A 17,346-nucleotide genomic window follows, 5' to 3' on the forward strand; every position below is an offset into this window, starting at 1 on the left:
GTGATCGTCAATCGTCAGAAACGGGGTGCGAGCGTAGCTCGCGTGGCGATGGTTCAGGCCATGAACCACGCTTCGCTCAGGGGCAGGGCGTTTTCGAGCGAGCTCAGCACCAGGCAGCGCGGTGTGATCTCGGGGTCCGGGGATTTGAGATCGGGCACCAGCACCACGCCGGCGCCCGCGGTCAGCGCCCCGCGGGCGCCGAAGCTGGAGTCTTCAAACACCAGGGTCTGCTCAGGCGGGCAGCCCAGGCTGCGCGCGGCCAGCTCGAACAGGTCGGGGTGGGGCTTGCCGCGTGCGACCTGGTCGCCGCCGTGGATGGGGCCGAAAAAGCCCAGCAAACCGGCCAGGCCCAGGCGCCGCAGCACCTCGGCATGGCGGGTGGAGGAGGCCACCGCGCAGGGCACGCGGCGCGCTTGCAGCGCCTGCAGCAGCCCCAGCGCACCAGGGCGCAAGGCAAAGCCCTGGCCCTGGAACTGCGCCTCGACCTCGCGGTCCACCGCCTCGTACATGGCCTCGGCGATGGCGTGCGAGCCCAGCAGATCGCTCAGCACCCGCAGGCTGTCGCGGCGGTTGATGCCGACGGTCTTCAGATAGTCGACTTCGCTGAGCGGTGTACCCGCAGCCGCACTCTGGCGCAGCCAGGCGTCACGGATGGGCCGCTCGGAATCGAGCAGCAGGCCATCCATATCAAAGATGGCCGCGGTGAAGCGGCGGCCGGTGTGCGGCATGACAGGGGGCGCTGAGATCAGCGCAGGGCTTGGCGAGCGGCGTCCAGCGTGGCCTGGATGTCGGCCTCGCTGTGGGCGGCGGAGACAAAGCCGGCTTCGTACAGCGCCGGGGCCAGATAGACGCCGGCGTCCAGCATGGCGTGGAAGAAGCGGTTGAAGCGCTCCTTGTCGGTCGTCATCACGGTCTGGTATTCCTGCGGCAGCTGGTCCATCAGGAAGAAGCCGAACATGCCGCCTTGGCAATCGACGCTGAAGGGCACGCCGTTGTCTTTGGCGACCGCTGCCAAGCCATCGACCAGGCGACGCGTCTTGGCCGACAGGTCTTCGAAGAAACCGGGCTTCTGGATCTCGCGCAGCGTGGCCAGGCCGCAAGCGGTGGCCACCGGGTTGCCGCTCAGGGTGCCGGCCTGGTAGACGCCGCCCAGCGGGGCCAGGTGTTTCATGATGTCGCGGCTGGCGCCGAAGGCGGCCAGGGGCATGCCGCCGCCGATGACCTTGCCAAAGACGCTGATGTCGGGCTTGAAGCCGGGGATCAGGCTGGCGTAATGGCCTTGGGCGCTGTGCAGACCGACGCGGAAGCCGGTCATCACCTCGTCCATCACCAGCAGGGCGCCGTGTTCGGTGCAGAGCTCGCGCAGGCGCTTCATGTACGCCGTCTGGGTGCGCACGAAATTCATATTGCCGGCGATCGGCTCGATGATCACGCAGGCCAGCTCCTTGCCGTGCAGGGCGAAGGCTTCTTCCAGCTGGGCCAGGTGGTTGAACTCCAGCACCAGGGTGTGCTGGGCCACCTCGGCCGGCACGCCGGCGCTGGTCGGGTGGCCGAAGGTGGCAAGACCTGACCCTGCCTTGACCAGCAGCGCGTCGGTGTGGCCGTGGTAGCAGCCTTCGAACTTGATGAACTTGCTGCGGCCGGTGGCACCGCGCGCCAGGCGGATGGCGCTCATGGTCGCCTCGGTGCCCGAGGACACCAGGCGCACCTGCTCCATGCTGGGCACCAGCTTCAGGATCTCTTCGGCCAGCTCGATCTCACGCTCGGTCGGCGCGCCAAAGGAGAAGCCCTCTTGTGCGGCCTTGGTGACCGCTTCCAGCACGGCCGGGTGGCCGTGGCCGAGGATCATCGGGCCCCAGGAGCCGATGTAGTCGATGTAGCGCTGGCCTTCGGCATCGAAGATGTAGGCGCCATCGCCACGGGTGATGAAGCGCGGCGTGCCGCCGACCGCGCGGAATGCGCGCACCGGCGAGTTCACGCCACCGGGGATCACGCGCTGGGCGCGTTCGAACAAAGCTTGGTTCTTGGACATCTTGATGAGGCTCGGCGAACGAAAAGACGGCCCCGATCGGGGCCATGGGCTTCGGTGCCAGCAGGCACGGGTTTCAGTGCATGCGGCGCGGCGGACGGCCCGGTGCGGGCTCGTCCAGGGTCAGGGTGGGGGTGCTGGCATGGCCGGCAGCTTCGGCGGCCATGGCGGCTTCTTCCTCTTCGCTGGGCGGCAGGGCCCAGAAGAAGCGGTCGGGAACGACATTGCCCATGCCGGGGCGGAAACCGCCGTCCAGGGCCTGGTCCAGAAAGGACAGGGCCTCGCCGACGGCCGAGTGGATTTCGGCGCCGACCGAGAGCAGGGCGGCCAGGCCGGCCGAGAGCGTGTCGCCGGCGCCGACGAAGTTGACTTCGAAGCGCTCGAACTTCTCGCCCGTCACCGGGCCGGCCGGCGTGGCCAGCACATTGTCGACAAACTGATTGGGCAGCTGGATGCCGGTGACCAGCACATGGGCCGTGCCATGCTGGCCGGCGGCCACGGCCAGCTCGCGCGGTGAGGCCGGGCGATCGGCGTCCCAGTCGGGCAGCAGGAAGTCGCTCAAGGTCTTGTGGTTGCCGACCAGCACATGGGTCTGCGGCAGCACCAGCTCGCGGAAGGCATCCAGATAGCTGGCCTGCTGCTCTTCGTCGAGCCAGGACACATTGGGCAGGTAGGCGACCAGGGGCACGTCGGGGTAGTCCGACAGCACCTCGGCCACGGCGCTCACGCCCTCGGCGCTGCCCAGAAAGCCGACCTTCCAGGCGCTGATCTGCACATCTTCCAGAATCAGGCGGGCCTGCTCGGCGATGGTGTCGGGGTCCAGGGTGTGGTGCTCGAACACCTCGGCCGTGTCGCGCAGCACGATGGCGCTGACCACCGGCAGGCAGTGCGCGCCCATGGCGGCGATGGTTGCGATGTCGCCGGCCAGGCCACCGGCGCCACTGGCGTCGCTGGCATTGAAGCTCAAGACGCAGGCCGGGGCTTGCGGCTCCTGCTCGTCGGCGGGCGCCGTCGGATCGGCGGCGCTGGGGGTGTCGGTCTTGTGATTCATGGTGTGCGGCGCGGGTTCAGAGGACAGAAATTGCAAGCAAATGCAAATGGCGGGCCGCAGGCGGCGAGGGGCTGGACAAGCTCTTTCTTGGGTCTCAGGTCAGTCTTTGAGGACTTGGTCACGAATTCGTTAGCCTGCTTTCGTGACGGGCGGGACAAGGGGAATCCTGATGTTGCGTCCTTGCCGACGGGAGCGCTCCGGCGGCCCCAGTTGGCGTGGCTACAATCTTCGCATTGTAGATAGCAAACCTATACCCATCGTGAGCGAAGCTAGTACCTGGATGTGCCTGATCTGTGGTTGGATCTACGACGAAACCACAGGGGATCCCGAGCACGGTATTGCACCGGGTACGCTGTGGGCCGATGTCGATATGAACTGGACCTGCCCTGAGTGTGGCGCCCGCAAAGAAGACTTCGAAATGGTTCGCATCTGACGCTGCCTCAAGGCAGCGCATTCCCACCTGTTTGCTCGTGCCCGTGGCGCAGCCGCCCTGCGGGCATCGCTGTGAGGAGATAAGGCTTGAACGTACAAGTACCTGAAGGCTTTCAAGCTGCCGCAGCCGGCGCCGCGAAAGTGCTGGTCATCGACGACAGCAACACCATCCGGCGCAGCGCGGAGATCTTCCTCAAGCAAGGTGGGCACGAAGTCGTGCTGGCCGAGGATGGCTTCGATGCCTTGGCCAAGTTGAGCGACTACCAGCCGGATCTGGTGTTCTGCGACATCCTGATGCCACGCCTCGACGGCTACCAGACCTGCGCCATCATCAAGCGCAATCCGCAGTTCGCGGCGGTGCCCGTCATCATGCTGTCGTCCAAGGATGGTCTCTTCGACAAGGCGCGCGGGCGCATGGTCGGCTCTCAAGACTACCTGACCAAGCCTTTCACCAAAGATCAGTTGTTGCAGGCTGTGCTGTCCCATCGACGCGCGGCCTGAGCTTGTGTGGGTCTGACGGGCGCGGCCTGAAGGACCTGGACGTAGATGTAGTTACCGTTGTTGTTGCCGTTGTCCAAGCTTGTGTGTGCCGACAAGTCCGTCGGTTGAGTTGCCGAGGCGCAAAAGCTGCCGCCGCGGCGACGTGAGGATTCCAAATGCCGATACAAAAAATCCTGCTGGTCGATGATTCCAAGACCGAGTTGCATGTGCTCAGCGAGATGCTGGTCAAGCGCGGTTATCTGGTGCGCACCGCCGAGAACGGCGAAGAGGCGATGAAGCGCCTGGCCGAGGAAGTGCCCGACCTGATCCTGATGGACGTGGTCATGCCCGGCCAGAACGGCTTCCAGCTGACCCGCAGCATCACCCGCGACGAGCGCTTTGCTGCCGTGCCGGTGATCATGTGCACCAGCAAGAACCAGGAGACCGACAAGGTCTGGGGCATGCGCCAGGGCGCGCGTGACTATGTGGTCAAGCCGGTCAAGGCCGAGGAGTTGCTGGCCAAGATCAAGGCCCTGGGCTGAGCCCCGAGGGCGCTGACATGAGTAGCAACAACAAGCAAGCCCTGCGCGATCTGCAGACCCGCCTCGCGCAGCGCATGCAGGCGGCGCGCGATCAAGAGACCCAGGCGGCCAGCTGGCTGGCGGTCGAATGTGCAGGCGTCGGCCTGCTGCTCTCGCTGCGCCAGGCGGCCGAAATCTTCACGCCGGTGCCGATGCGGCCCTTGCCCTATGCCCAGCCCTGGCTGGCGGGCGTGGCCAATCTGCGCGGAGGCCTGTTCACCGTCGTCGATCTGGCGGTGTTCCTGGGCCTGCGTGAATCCGGTGCTCAGCGCAGTGAAGCGCGTCAGGATGTGGCTCAGGTTCGCCTGGTCTCGCTCAATGCCGAGCTCAATCTGAACTGCGCGCTCTTGGTGGATCGCCTGCTGGGCCTGCGCGGCGATGAGCAGCTGAGCCCCGATCCGGCGCAGGCCGAGGAGGGCGGGGCACGCCCGCGTTTCGCCGGACCGCGCCTGCTCGACGCTGAGGGACGCAGCTGGCAGGTGCTCGATCTTGAGGCACTGTCCAAGCACGACCAGTTCCTGCGAGTCGTGGTTTGATCTGATAAGCAAACAGCCCGCCTTGAGCTAGGCTCAAGAGTCAGCGGCACGGCCAACGCCGATCCATGTGGGATCGGCTTCCAAACGTATTCACGAGGGTGAGATGAGCTTCCTGGACAAGATCAAAAACCTGGGCAAGAACGAAACCGAAGGCCAGAACGAGCACGCGGCCGCGGACTCCGTGCCCTCCGGTGCGGTGCTGGTGTCCACGCAGTCGCACACCGGCCCAGGCCAGCTGTCGAACTCCTCCATCATCTCCGAGGCCCTGCCGACCGAGCAGCAAGGCGCCACGCAGTTCGATGAAACTGCGGTCGGCACCAGCACCTTTGCCACCACCAGCGCCGCCCTCGACGGCCCGCTGACCGAACAGCCGCAGCCGGCCAAGAGCGCCGAGAACCGCCGCCAGACCCTGCTGACCGCCCTGGTGGCGGCCGGCCTGCTGGGCACCGCGGTCACCGTCAGCCTGAGCCTGATCGGCGGCAGCCGCAGCTCGGCCCAGGTGCGTGCGGCCGGTCAGGCCTTGATGCACTCGCAGCGCATGGCCAAATCGGTGTCCACCGCCCTGGTGGGCAATCAGGGCGCGTTTGCGGAACTGCGTGAGAGCGGCAGCGTGCTGGTCGGCGTGATCGGCAATTTGCGTACCGGTGACGGCCCGCTGGCCGCAGCCCCCGGCAGCGTGCAGCCGGTGCTGGATATCGTTCAGCCTCTGGTGGAGCGGGCTGAAAAGAACGCCCAGGTGGTGCAGGCGCAGGAAAAGGTGCTGACCGAGGTCGGCCAGGCCCTGCGCGCCATCAACCGCCAATCCAGTGATCTGCTGGAAAGCGCCGAGGCCGTGGCCTCGGAATCGCTGCAACGCAACGGTTCGGCCGCTGAAATCTCGGCCGCCGGTCAGCTGGTGATGCTGACCCAGCGGATCGGCAAGAGCGCCAACGAATTCCTGACGCAGGAAGGCGTGAGCCCCGAGGCCGTGTTCCTGCTGGGCAAGGACTTGAACTCCTTCAAGCTGATCGCCGAGGCCCTGCTGAACGGCAACTCGGAGCTGCGCCTGAGCAGCGCCAAGGACCCGCAGCTGCGCGAACGTCTGGTCGCCTTGCTCAAGCAGTACGAACAGACCCGCACCCAGGCTAAGGCCATTCTGGACAATCTGCAAGGCCTGGTGGCTTCGCGTGAAGCCCAGAAGAGCATCCTGGGCGACAGCGAGGCGCTGCGCAAGGGCCTGGAAGACCTGGCCCTCGAGTTGGAATCTGCCGGCGGCGTGAGCTGGTGGCTGGCCCTGTTGATGATTGCCTCGCTGGGCGCGCTGGTGGCAGGTTCGCTCGGCTTCCTGCGCCTCTACGTGGCGGATCAGAAGCAACGGGCCCTGCTGGCCGAAGCCCAAGAGAGCGAGGCGAAGGCGCAGGAGCGTGAAGCCAAGCGCGTCAACGACGCCAACCAGGCCGCAATTTTGCGTTTGATGAACGAGCTGCAATCGGTCGCTGAAGGTGACCTGACCCAGCAAGCGACCGTGACCGAGGACATCACCGGCGCCATCGCCGACTCGGTGAACTACACCGTGGAAGAGCTGCGCAATCTGGTCGGCCAGGTGCAGGCCACGGCCGCCCGGGTGACGGACACCACCGGCCAGGTTGACCAGACCTCGACCGATCTGCTGGCCGCCTCCAAGGAACAGCTGCACGAGATCCGTTCCACCGGTGAGGCCGTGCTGCAGATGGCCGAGCGCATCAACGAGGTGTCCAACGCCGCCCAGTCCACCGCTGAAGTGGCGCGTCAGTCGCGTCAAGCGGCCGAGTCGGGTCTGCAGGCCATGCAGAACAACATCAGCGGTATGAACGCCATCCGCGACCACATCCAGGAAACCTCCAAGCGCATCAAGCGTCTGGGCGAGTCCTCGCAGGAAATCGGCGAGATCACCGAGCTGATCTCCGACATTACCGAACAAACCAACGTGCTGGCGCTGAATGCGGCCATCCAGGCCGCCTCGGCCGGTGAAGCTGGTCGCGGCTTTTCGGTGGTGGCGGAAGAAGTGCAGCGCCTGGCGGAACGCTCGGGCGACGCCACCCGCCGGATTGCTGCCCTGGTCAAGACCATTCAGACCGACACGCACGACGCCGTGGCCGCCATGGAGCGCTCGACCCTCGGGGTGGTGCAGGGTACGCGTCTGTCCGACGCGGCCGGCAAGGCCCTGGAAGAGATCGACGCCGTGTCACGTCGCCTGGACGAATTGATCGCGCAGATTTCCAGCCAGGCGCTCAGCGAAGCGGCCTCGGCCAATGAAGTGGCTTCCAACATCCAGCACATTTTTGCCGTGACCGAACAGACCAGCGAAGGCACGCGCTCGACCGCACAGATGGTGCACGAGCTGTCCCGTTCGGCCGAGGCTTTGAAGCAATCGGTGGCTCGGTTCAAGGTCGCCTAAGAGGCGGAGCCCGGCATGGATCAGTTCCGCGAGTCCGAGTTCCCTCCCGACCTCAGCCCTTTGGCGTGGGTGCAGGAGGAGTTGCGCCGTTCCCTTGAATCGGTTCACAAGGCGCTGCGGCGCATGCTGCGCGATGGCGACAGCAAGTTCAGCGTGCTGGGCGCCGAGGTTCCCTCCAGCTCCAAGTCGCTGCAGGCGGCCGCCGCCGAGCTGCACCAGGTGGCGGGCGTGCTGTCCCTGGTCGGCCTGCCGGCCGGTGCCACCGTGCTGCGCGCCGCCGAGCAGGCGGTGCTGCGCCTGGCCGATCGCACCGATCTGGTCGATCCTTTCCGGGTCGAGACCATCGAGCGCGCCAATTTCGCCCTGCTCAGCTATATCGCCCGCCTGCTGGCCGGCAACAAGGCCTCGACCCTGAGCCTGTTCCCCGCCTACCGCGAGCTGCAGACCTTCAACGACGCCGAGCGCGTGCACCCGGCCGACCTCTGGCAGTACGAGTGGCGCTGGTGCGAGGTGCCGGCCGAGCCCGGCTGCGCGGCCCTGGCTCCCGAGCAGGGCCGCGCGCCCTTCGAAGCGGCCTTGCTCAAGCACATGCGCACGCCCAGCCCGGCCTTTGCCGGCCGCCTGAGCGATCTGTGCGCCGGTCTCGCTGCGGGCCTGATCGACACCCATGGGCGCACCCTCTGGCAGCTGGCCGCCGCTCAGTTCCAGGCGCAAGCCCTGGGCCTGCTCGACGGCGATGCCTTCGTCAAGCGCCTGGGCTCGCGCCTGCTGTCCCAGCTCAAGCTCGGTCGCCAGGTCGACCCGGCGGTGCAGGAGCGACTGGCGCAAGACCTCTTGTTTTTCTGTGCCCAGGCGCGCGATCCCGCCAGCGAACGCGCCGCGCCCCGCCTCAGCGCGGTGCGCCATGCCTTTGGCTTGAACGCCGATTTCCGCGGCGATTACGAAGACCAGACCTTGGGTCATATCGACCCGGCCTGGGTGGCGCAGGCGCGCCGTCGGGTCGGCGTGGCCAAGGACTCCTGGGGCAGCGCGGCCGAGGGCGACAGCCATCGCCTGGCCGGCCTGGACGAGCAGTTCGCGGCCGTGGCCGAGTCCTTGCAGCGCCTCTTCCCCAGTGGCGAGGTGCTGGGCCAGACCCTGCAGCGCGCGGTGGTTGCCACCCTGCGCTCGGGCCAGCCACCCAGCCCCGCGCTGGCCATGGAAGTGGCCACCAGCATGTTGTATGTCGAAGCGGCGCTGGATGACGCCGCCTTCGACCAGCCCGAACAGGCCGAGCGCGTGCGCGCCCTGGCCCAGCGCATCGACGCGGTCGCCCATGGTGACGCGCCGCAGCCGCTGGATGCCTGGATGGAGGACCTGTACCGCCGCGTCTCGGACCGCCAGACCCTGGGCAGCGTGGTGCATGAGCTGCGCGCCAGCCTGTCGGAAGTCGAGCGCCAGGCCGATGAGTATTTCCGCGACCCCAGCCAGCGCGCCAAGCTGATCCCCGTGCCGGCCCAGCTCTCCGCCATGCGCGGCGTGCTGACCGTGCTGGGCCTCGATCAGGCTGCGCAGGCCTGCGTGCGCATGCGCGATGAAGTCGATGAGCTGGCCAACACCGAGGTTGACACCGAGCGTGGGGGTCCGCGCGAGCTCTTCGAGCGCCTGGCCAACAATCTGGGTGCCCTGGGTTTCTTGATCGACATGCTCAGCGTCCAGCCTCAGCTGGCCAAGCGCATGTTTGTCTTTGACGAGGCCGCGGGTCGTCTGAACCCGGTCATGGGGCGGCGTGCCGATGCCAGCCCGCTGCCACCCATGGCAGTCTCGGCACCGGCGCCTTTCGATGGCCTGATCCAGCTGGATCTGGACAGCAGCCCCAAGGCCGCCCCGCCGACCCATCCTGCGCCGCTGGAAGCTGTCGGCGATCTGGGTCTGCCGGCCTTGCATCTCGATGGTGCCGATACGGTGGCCGCCGATGCGGTGGAGACTCCGGCCGCGGCAGCCGCTGTTGCCGCACCTACACCTGCACCTGCCGCCTTTGCGCAAGACCCGGAGATGCAGGAGATCTTCCTGGAAGAGGCCACCGAGGTCCTGGCCCATGCGCGCCAGGCGCTGGCCGCCTTGCACGACGATGGCAGCGACCGCGAGCAGCTGACCACGCTGCGCCGAGCCTTCCATACCCTCAAGGGCAGTTCGCGCATGGTGGGCTTCGATGCCTACGGCGAGGGTGCCTGGGCCTGCGAGCAGCTGTTCAACGCACGCCTGGCCGATGTCACGCCGCAGGCCGATGCGCCATTGCTGGCCTTCAGCGCCGAGGCTCTGGACTATCTGGGTCAGTGGTGCGAGCAGATCGCTGGCCGCCAGAGCGGCGCCTTCCTGCCCGACCCGCTGCGCCGCAGCGCCGACGCGCTGCGTCTGCAGGGCGAAGCTCTGGCCCTGGATTGGCCGGGCCGCCAGTTGCCGGAGGCCGAAATGCCGCCCGAGCCGGCGATCGAAGTTCCGGCCCAGGAGCTGTTCCTGCCGGTCGAAGATCTGCCGCCGCTCAGCGATGCGGCATTGGATGAACTGAACCCGGACGAGCGGTCTGTGCCGGGTGTCGAGAGCCCGCAAGCGCTGGAGGCGGTCGCGCCGGAACTGGACTTGCCAGAGCTGAACCTGCCCGAAGACGCGTCCTTGCCGGCCGTGAGCGTCAGCGAGGAGCTGCAAGCCTTGGCCGAGCTTGCCGGCTCGCTGGAGCCTGCGCCCGTCGAGCCGCCGCTGCCGGCGGTTTCGGTCGAGCCGCCGCTGCTGACCGAGGAGCCCGGGTTGGATCTGGAACTGGAGCTGGATCTGCCGCTGCTGGCAGAGCCTGCCGAGGCCGCCAAGGCCGAGGCGCCCGAGCTTCCGCTTCTGGAAGAAGCGTCTGATGCGGGCGCCGACACCGAGCTGTCGACCCAGTTGTCCACCCAGCTGATGCCGGAACTGCCCGAGTTGACCGATTGGGTGGCGACTGCGCCGCTGGACATGGGCGTCGCAGACGCCGCGTCAGCCGCGGTCGCGAGCGCAGCCCCTGAGCCCGATGCTGCGCAACCGCCCGTGCTGACCGAGTTGCTCGATCTGGCGCAGGCGGATGAAGCCGAGCCCGCTACCGCCACCGAGTTGATGGACATGGCGCCGCGCGAGGCAGACGCGAGTGCGCCCGCGCAGGACGTTCACGCGCTGCCCGAAGGTGGCAGTTTTGAGACCCTGGCGCTGGATCAGCCCTTTGTGCTGGACCTGCCGCAGGATGCGCCAGTGGCCGAAGCCGCACCGCCGGCGGCCGACTTCGAACTGCCCGAGTTCGAGCTCGATCTGGAGCTCGGCGAGCTGGTGGAAACCGCAGCGGAAATGAACGCCGAGGCCGATGCGCCGGCGCCGGAGACCGCTGCTGAAACCGACCTGGAAGCCGGCGTGGATGCCGACGCGGCAGCCGAGCTGACGCTGAATCTCTACGGTGTCAGCGATGGTGCCCTCGACGAGGCATTGAGCCTGGCCGCGGCGCCCGACGAAACACCGCAGGGTGAGGAGTCCACCGTCGAGCAGGTGCTCGAGGTGGCTGCAGACCCGGTAGACGAGGTTCAGGTTCTTGAGTCACCCGCTGACGCTGCCCACGCCCTGGAGGCCGCGGACGCGGCCGGTGCATCTTCGCCCGACGCCATCGAAGCCGCCGAGTTGCCGCTGGCGCCCGTGATTTCCCTGGTGCCTCACCTCAGCCTGGTCAGCTCGCAAGAGCGTCCGCAGGCCGAGTCGGCCGCTGCGGCGCAGGCCTCGGCCGAAGCAGACGAGGGTGGGCAGGGGCAAGACGTGGGCAGCGATGAGAGCGCCGATGAGGGCGCCGATGAGGGCGTCAAGGTCATTGGCCCGCTGCGCATCAGCATCACGCTGTTCAACATCTTCCTGAACGAGGCCGACGAACTTTCGCGCCGCCTGGCCACCACCCTGGCCGAGTGGGCCATGGAGTTGACTCCGCCGGTGCCACCGCAGTGTGAGTCGCTGGCCCATGCCCTGGCCGGCAACTCCGCCACGGTGGGTTATGAGGACCTGTCGACCCTGGCCCGTGCCCTGGAGCATGCGCTGGGCCGGGCCCAGCGTGCACAGCGCTTCAGCGAGGCCGAAGGCCAGCTCTTCGAGCGTGCGGCCGAGGACATTCGCCAGTTGCTGCATCAGTTCGCGGCCGGTTTCTTGCGCAGCGTGGATTCCTCGCTGGTCGAGCGCCTGCATGCGTACGAGCCCGAGGTGGACAGCAGCCATCTGGGCAGCTTCGATGAGCTGGACGATCTGGGCGAGCCCGAAGGCCCGACCCCGACTGTGGCCGACGACACCCTGGACCTGCATCTGCCGGCCTTCCAGGCGGCCGCGCCTGCACCGGTCGAGCCCACGCCCACGGCCGATCAGGACGAGGTGGAGCCGGGCTTGCCCGACGAGATCGACCCCGTCTTGCTGCCCATCTTCGAAGAAGAAGCCCGCGAGCTGCTGCCGCAGCTGCATGCCGCCTTGCGCGACTGGCTGGCCCGTCCGCAAGACCGCAGTGCAGCCGACGCCTGCATGCGCGCCCTGCACACCTTCAAGGGTGGCGCCCGCCTGACCGGCGCGATGCGCCTGGGCGAGCAGGCCCACGAGCTGGAGTCGGCCGTCGAGGCGGCGCTGGCCATGGACCCGCCGGACAGCGCCACCTTGCAGGCCTTGCAGGATGGTGGCGATGCGCTGGAAGCCGGTCTAGACCGTTTGCTGGCCCGCGAGCAAGTGCCCGATCTCGATCCCTTCACCGCCACCGAGGTGGTGGAGGTGCAAGCGACAGCGGCCGCGCCCGCCGCCGAGGTGGACATCGACTTGCCCGATGCGAGCGAGACGCCCACTCCGGACCTGGAAGTCGAACCTCTTGCGGCGGAGAGCGAAGCCTCGCTTGAACCCCTGCCGGAACCGGTCCCCGAGCCGGTGGCGCCGCGCCGCATCGACTGGTCGCGTTTCAGCGAGCGCCAGGCCAGCCCGGACGACATCACCATCGAGCTGCCGGGCGCGGGCCCGCAGGCCATGGTGCGCGTGCGCGGAAGCCTGCTGGAGCGCATGACGGCCCAGGCCGGCGAGGTCAGCATCCGGCGTGCGCGCCTGGAGTCCGAGCTGGCGCAGATGAAGGGCTCGCTGCTCGATCTGGACGACAACTTGTCTCGCCTGCGCACCCAGTTGCGCGAGCTGGAGCTGCAGGCCGAAGCCCAGATGGGCACGCAGCAGGAACTGCATCAAAAGGCCGGCCGCGATTTCGACCCGCTGGAGTTCGACCGCTACACCCGCTTCCAGGAGCTGACCAAGATGCTGACCGAATCGGTCGGCGACGTGGCCACCGTGCAGCGCGCCTTGCAGCGCAATGTGCAGCTGGGTGAAGACGAGCTGGCGGCGCAATCGCGGCTGACGCGTGAGTTGCAGGACGATTTGCTGCGCACGCGACTGGTCGAGTTCGACAGCCTGGGTGAGCGCATGCACCGCGTGGTGCGCCAGGCCTCGCGCGATGCCGGCCGGCAAGCCCAGCTGGAGATCATCGGCGGCCAGACCGAGCTGGACCGCAGCGTGCTGGAGCGCATGGCGGGGCCGTTTGAGCATCTGCTGCGCAACAGCATCAGCCACGGCATCGAGGCGCCCGAGCAGCGCCAGGCCCTGGGCAAGCCCGCGCAAGGCACGGTGCGCCTCGAGCTGCGCCAGGAGGGCAATGAAATCCTGCTCAGCTTCAGCGATGACGGTGCCGGCCTGGACCTGAAACGCATCCGCGAACGTGGCGAGCAAATGGGCCTGATCCAGGCCGGCGAGTCGCTCACTGATGCGGCGCTGATGCAGTTGATCTTCACCTCCGGTTTCTCCACGGCCACCCAGGTGACCGAGCTGAGTGGCCGCGGTGTGGGCATGGATGTGGTGCGAGCCGAAGTCAGCACCCTGGGTGGTTCGATCACGACCGAATCAACCCCGGGCCAGGGCACGCGCTTTGCGCTGCGCCTGCCGCTGACCACGGCGCTGACCCAGGTCGTGCTGCTGCGCAGTGGCGACCAGGTGGTGGCGGTGCCCGCCAGCTTGATGGATTCTCTGCAACGCGTGCCTCAGGATCAGGTCGAGGCTGCCTACGCCAACGGCACACTGAACCATGGCGGTGAGACCCTGCCGTTCTACTGGCTGGGCGGCCTGCTGGGCCAGCCGGGCCGGGGCCATGGTCAGGGCCGTTACCTGCCGGTGGTGCTGATGCGCAGCGCGCAGCAGCGCCTGGCCCTGCACGTGGATGAAGTGCTGGGCAACCAGGAAGTGGTGGTCAAGAACATCGGCGCACAGCTGAGCCGCGTACCGGGCCTGGCAGGTGTGAGCCTGCTGGCTTCGGGTGATGTGGCGCTGATCTACAACCCGGTGGCCCTGGCGGCCTGGTACGGTGAGCAAGCACAGCAGCGCCTGGTTGAGGCCCGCGAGGCCGCCGAGCTAGCCGAAGCGACCGGCATGGTGCCGCTGCAAGCGGTGGCCGAGCCGGCCGAGGATCTGCCGCCGCTGGTGCTGGTGGTTGACGATTCGCTGACCGTGCGTCGCGTCACCCAGCGCCTGCTGGAGCGCGAAGGCTACCGCGTGCAGCTGGCCAAGGATGGCCTCGATGCGATGGAGGCCTTGGGTGGCGACGAGTTGCCGGCCCTGGTGCTGTCCGACATCGAGATGCCGCGCATGGACGGTTTCGACCTGCTGCGCAACATCCGTGGCGATGCCCGCCTGCGTGCGCTGCCGGTGGTGATGATCACCTCGCGGATCGCGCAGAAGCACCGCGACTATGCCGAGCAGCTGGGCGCCGATCATTACCTGGGCAAGCCCTATGACGAAGCGCACTTGCTGGAGCTGATTGCTCGCTACACTGCGGCGCAAGCGCACAGCAAGACAGAGGCAGCGGCCTTGCTGCCTTGAAGGGGCGGCAGGCGAGGGTGGCCTGGCAGGCAGCCCTCGTCTTCTGCTGCTGCTGCGACCGCAGCTTGCAAGCCGAATTTTGGGCCGGCGTTCACCGGCCCTCCGGCCCCGATTCGGGGCCATTCTTTTTTGACCGTAGCCTTCATGTCTGAAGTCGTTGATCATCTCGCCGAGTTGACCGGGTTCCGCGATCGCGATGTCATGGACGTCACCCTGGTGTCGGCCCTGCGCGATTTGCTGGAACCGAGCTCGGTGGCGATCTACCGCTGCATCGGCGAGGCCGGTCATGAACGCTGGCTGACGCGCGCCCGGCTGTGCGCCGACGACGTCGTGGCCACTGCCGACCCGCTCTGGATGGAGCCCGAACGTCTGCCGCTTGCGCAAGACTTCCCCGAGCGCCTGGAATGCATGCGCAGCCGCACTGTGCTGCAGTGGCAGCTGGCGCCTGCGCTGGAGGCTGTTGAAGCGGAAGGGGCCGCCAACCCGGCCCCCGGGCTGTGGATCAACCTCTTCCCCATCGCCGCCGAGCGTGAGGTGGTGGGCGTGGTGGAGGTCCATTCCTTGAGCCGCCTCAAGAGCAAGTCGCAGCGCATGGTCAGCAGCGTGCTGCGGATTTATCACAATTTCCAGGGCCTGCTGGACTACAGCGAACGCGACACCTTGACGGGCTTGCTCAACCGCAAGACCTTCGAGGAGAGCTTTCTCAAGGCCCTGGGCGAGCTGGCGGCCAACGTCTCCTCGGGCGTGATGTCGCATGACGAAGGCGAGGGCGAGCGGCGTCATGAGCACGGCCAGCCGCAGTACTTCCTCGGCGTGATCGACATCGACCATTTCAAATCGGTCAACGACCGCTTCGGTCACTTGATCGGGGACGAGGTCCTGCTGCTGCTGTCGCGTTTGATGCGCAGCAGCTTCCGCTTTCACGACCTGCTCTACCGCTTCGGTGGCGAAGAGTTCGTGGTGCTGATGCGCTGCGATGTGGGGCTGGACGCAGCCCAGGCCTTCGAGCGCCTGCGTCACAACACCGAGCACTACGCCTTCCCACAGGTGGGGCGGATCACGGTCAGCATCGGCTTCACCCAGGTCCGCGTTGGCGACTCGCCCGCGGCGGCCTTCGAGCGCGCCGACAAGGCCGTCTATCACGCCAAGGACAATGGTCGCAACCAGGTGCACAACCATGCCGATCTGGTCTCTGCCGGCCAGATGCAGGAAGTGGCCCAGCTCAGCGATATGGAGCTGTTCTGAGCTGAAGCGCTGAGTTCGGCCCGGCTCGGCAACCGGGTTCTTTTTTCCAGCCGTCACAGACCGTCACAGAGCACACACCGAGCGTGCACTGACCTGGCGGGCCCCCTTCGACACAATGAATTCATCGCAGCAAGACAGCAAGCCCTGAGGCCTCTGCCCCCGACTTGCCGCGAGTGTTGAAACCCTGTGATGCGGCCCGCCTCGGCGGCCGCGAAGGAAAGGAACCCACCATGACCAAGAACAAGAACTCCAAGATCGCCCTGGCTTCCATCTCGGCTTTGGCCCTCGCACTGGGCGCGGCCAGCGGCGCCGCACGTGCCGCATCGTCCGGTGATTCGGGCTTCTACCTCAGTGGTGACCTGGGTCAGTCCCGCAACAACCTGAGCAGCCCCACCAGCCCGGCAGTCGCCACCGACAAGCGCGGCACCATCTACGGCATCAGCGGTGGCTACCAGTTCAACAAGCACTTCGCCACCGAGCTGAGCGTGCAGCGCCTGGGCACCCATGGCATCGGCAGCACCGAGAGCAAGACCACGGCTTACTCCCTGGACGCCATCGGGCGCTTGCCCGTCAGCGACAAGTTCGCCGTCTACGGCCGCCTGGGTGCCAGCCATCTCGACCGCAAGTTCAGCGGCATCGACGGCCAGAACGCTCATGGCGTCGGCTTCAAGCTCGGCCTGGGTGCCGAGTACGCCTTGGACAAGAACTGGTCCCTGCGCACCGAACTGACCCGCTACAACAAGGCGCCGGTTGCCAGCACCTACGGTGAGCACATGAACACCTGGACCGCAGGCGTGAAGTACCGCTTCTGATCAAGCTTGGCAGGGCCTTCGCCGCGAATCGAGGCCCTGCATGAGGACACGCCCCGTGCGCAAGCTTTGCCGCGGGGCGTGCTTGCTTTGTGGCGCCGCTACGCCGATTTGTGCGGATAGCGCGCCCCTGTGATCGGGGGGTGTTCGCATCCCCTGCATTGCCGTTAAGGTATGGCCTAGGGTTTTCACTGGTATTTCACCGTTGAAGGGCAGGCATTCATGGCATTGAGCGAGGCTTGGGGTCCCATGGCGAGCGGGCGGCTGTTGTTGCGAGCCCCCGTGGCGAGTGATCTGGAGGCTCTGCATCGCATCCAGTCCGACCCGCTGACGCAGCGGACACGGCCTCAGCCCACCTCACGTGAGGCCAGCTTGGAGTTGCTGCAGTCCTGGCAGCTGCACTGGCAGCGCTGGGGTTATGGTTGCTGGGCCATGAGTCTCGGCGGTGATGAGGGCAAGGATCTGCTGGGCTTTGGCGGCCTGATGTGGCAGGCGGTCGATGGCCGGCAAAGCTTGTGCCTGAAGCTCTGGCTTCATCCGCAGTCCTGGGGCTTGGGCTATGCCACCGAGGTCGGTGAACTGGCCTTGCAGCAGGCTTTTCAGGAACTGCACGCACCTTCGGTTTTGGCCCTGGTTCGCCCCACCGATCTGCCCACCCGCCGCACCCTGGAGCGGCTGGGCATGCGCTTGAAAGGCGCTTTGGCCGATGTGCCCAAGCAGGCCCCCAGCCTGTTGTTTGAAACCACGCCGGCGCATCGGGCTCATTTGGCGCAGAGCCGGCGTCAAGCGGCGGCTCTGGCCGAGCAAGCGCTAAGCCCAGAATCCTCGTTCGGCGCGTACAGCGCCTGAAGC

At 67.0% G+C, this 17,346-nt stretch carries 12 protein-coding genes; 9 read left to right on the forward strand and 3 right to left on the reverse strand.

All coding sequences use genetic code 11. The features are described 5' to 3' along the window. Positions 1–53: 53 nt before the first annotated feature. The 3 genes from OOB33_RS09495 to thiD form a co-directional block, all read right to left on the reverse strand. Positions 54–728, reverse strand: coding sequence for an HAD family hydrolase (locus tag OOB33_RS09495; RefSeq protein ID WP_102767798.1), 675 nt, complete (start codon positions 726–728; stop codon positions 54–56). Between the two features lie 17 nt (positions 729–745). After that, entirely contained in the window at positions 746–2,032 is a 1,287-nt protein-coding gene (hemL, locus tag OOB33_RS09500; protein ID WP_102767797.1) for a glutamate-1-semialdehyde 2,1-aminomutase, read from the reverse strand. Between the two features lie 73 nt (positions 2,033–2,105). Then, positions 2,106–3,080 carry a bifunctional hydroxymethylpyrimidine kinase/phosphomethylpyrimidine kinase gene (gene thiD, locus OOB33_RS09505; protein WP_102767796.1) on the reverse strand — a complete coding sequence of 325 codons (975 nt, stop codon included), beginning with the start codon at positions 3,078–3,080 and terminating at the stop codon, positions 2,106–2,108. 280 nt (positions 3,081–3,360) lie between these two features. Here thiD and OOB33_RS09510 point away from each other — a divergent pair, with 280 nt between their 5' ends. The 9 genes from OOB33_RS09510 (at position 3,361) to OOB33_RS09550 (ending at position 17,343) form a co-directional block, all read left to right on the forward strand. Beyond that, positions 3,361–3,513 carry a rubredoxin gene (locus OOB33_RS09510; protein WP_102767795.1) on the forward strand — a complete coding sequence of 51 codons (153 nt, stop codon included), beginning with the start codon at positions 3,361–3,363 and terminating at the stop codon, positions 3,511–3,513. Positions 3,514–3,599: 86 nt separating this feature from the next. Further along, positions 3,600–4,013, forward strand: coding sequence for a response regulator (locus tag OOB33_RS09515; RefSeq protein WP_102767794.1), 414 nt, complete (start codon positions 3,600–3,602; stop codon positions 4,011–4,013). Between the two features lie 155 nt (positions 4,014–4,168). Then, positions 4,169–4,534 (forward strand): response regulator, encoded by a 366-nt coding sequence (locus tag OOB33_RS09520; RefSeq protein ID WP_102767793.1) that lies wholly within the window; start codon positions 4,169–4,171, stop codon positions 4,532–4,534. Positions 4,535–4,551: 17 nt separating this feature from the next. After that, the gene (locus tag OOB33_RS09525) at positions 4,552–5,109 is read left to right on the forward strand and encodes a chemotaxis protein CheW (protein WP_102767792.1); all 558 of its coding nucleotides are present in this window, start codon (positions 4,552–4,554) and stop codon (positions 5,107–5,109) included. Between the two features lie 103 nt (positions 5,110–5,212). Next, positions 5,213–7,525: a methyl-accepting chemotaxis protein gene (locus OOB33_RS09530; RefSeq protein WP_271008483.1), complete on the forward strand. Its 2,313-nt coding sequence runs from the start codon at positions 5,213–5,215 to the stop codon at positions 7,523–7,525. 15 nt (positions 7,526–7,540) lie between these two features. Next, the gene (locus OOB33_RS09535; protein WP_102767790.1) at positions 7,541–14,440 is read left to right on the forward strand and encodes a hybrid sensor histidine kinase/response regulator; all 6,900 of its coding nucleotides are present in this window, start codon (positions 7,541–7,543) and stop codon (positions 14,438–14,440) included. A gap of 144 nt (positions 14,441–14,584) precedes the next feature. Continuing rightward, positions 14,585–15,685, forward strand: coding sequence for a GGDEF domain-containing protein (locus OOB33_RS09540; RefSeq protein ID WP_271008484.1), 1,101 nt, complete (start codon positions 14,585–14,587; stop codon positions 15,683–15,685). Positions 15,686–15,915: 230 nt separating this feature from the next. Beyond that, positions 15,916–16,497 (forward strand): porin family protein, encoded by a 582-nt coding sequence (locus OOB33_RS09545; protein WP_133155160.1) that lies wholly within the window; start codon positions 15,916–15,918, stop codon positions 16,495–16,497. Positions 16,498–16,743: 246 nt separating this feature from the next. Beyond that, on the forward strand, positions 16,744–17,343 hold the full coding sequence (locus tag OOB33_RS09550) for a GNAT family N-acetyltransferase (protein ID WP_271010034.1): 600 nt from the start codon (positions 16,744–16,746) through the stop codon (positions 17,341–17,343). The last annotated feature ends 3 nt before the right edge of the window (positions 17,344–17,346 follow it).

The organism is Paucibacter sp. B51 (assembly GCF_027863535.1).
GTDB lineage: Bacteria > Pseudomonadota > Gammaproteobacteria > Burkholderiales > Burkholderiaceae_C > Paucibacter_A > Paucibacter_A aquatilis.

What these genes read in the sequence shown, in the direction of transcription:
- thiD (WP_102767796.1), bottom strand. Translation starts at nt 3,080, where the DNA reads ATGAATCACAAGACCGACACCCCCAGCGCCGCCGATCCGACGGCGCCC.
- OOB33_RS09545 (WP_133155160.1), top strand. Translation starts at nt 15,916, where the DNA reads ATGACCAAGAACAAGAACTCCAAGATCGCCCTGGCTTCCATCTCGGCT.
- OOB33_RS09495 (WP_102767798.1), bottom strand. Translation starts at nt 728, where the DNA reads ATGCCGCACACCGGCCGCCGCTTCACCGCGGCCATCTTTGATATGGAT.
- hemL (WP_102767797.1), bottom strand. Translation starts at nt 2,032, where the DNA reads ATGTCCAAGAACCAAGCTTTGTTCGAACGCGCCCAGCGCGTGATCCCC.
- OOB33_RS09535 (WP_102767790.1), top strand. Translation starts at nt 7,541, where the DNA reads ATGGATCAGTTCCGCGAGTCCGAGTTCCCTCCCGACCTCAGCCCTTTG.
- OOB33_RS09550 (WP_271010034.1), top strand. Translation starts at nt 16,744, where the DNA reads ATGGCGAGCGGGCGGCTGTTGTTGCGAGCCCCCGTGGCGAGTGATCTG.
- OOB33_RS09520 (WP_102767793.1), top strand. Translation starts at nt 4,169, where the DNA reads ATGCCGATACAAAAAATCCTGCTGGTCGATGATTCCAAGACCGAGTTG.
- OOB33_RS09530 (WP_271008483.1), top strand. Translation starts at nt 5,213, where the DNA reads ATGAGCTTCCTGGACAAGATCAAAAACCTGGGCAAGAACGAAACCGAA.
- OOB33_RS09525 (WP_102767792.1), top strand. Translation starts at nt 4,552, where the DNA reads ATGAGTAGCAACAACAAGCAAGCCCTGCGCGATCTGCAGACCCGCCTC.
- OOB33_RS09540 (WP_271008484.1), top strand. Translation starts at nt 14,585, where the DNA reads ATGTCTGAAGTCGTTGATCATCTCGCCGAGTTGACCGGGTTCCGCGAT.
- OOB33_RS09510 (WP_102767795.1), top strand. Translation starts at nt 3,361, where the DNA reads ATGTGCCTGATCTGTGGTTGGATCTACGACGAAACCACAGGGGATCCC.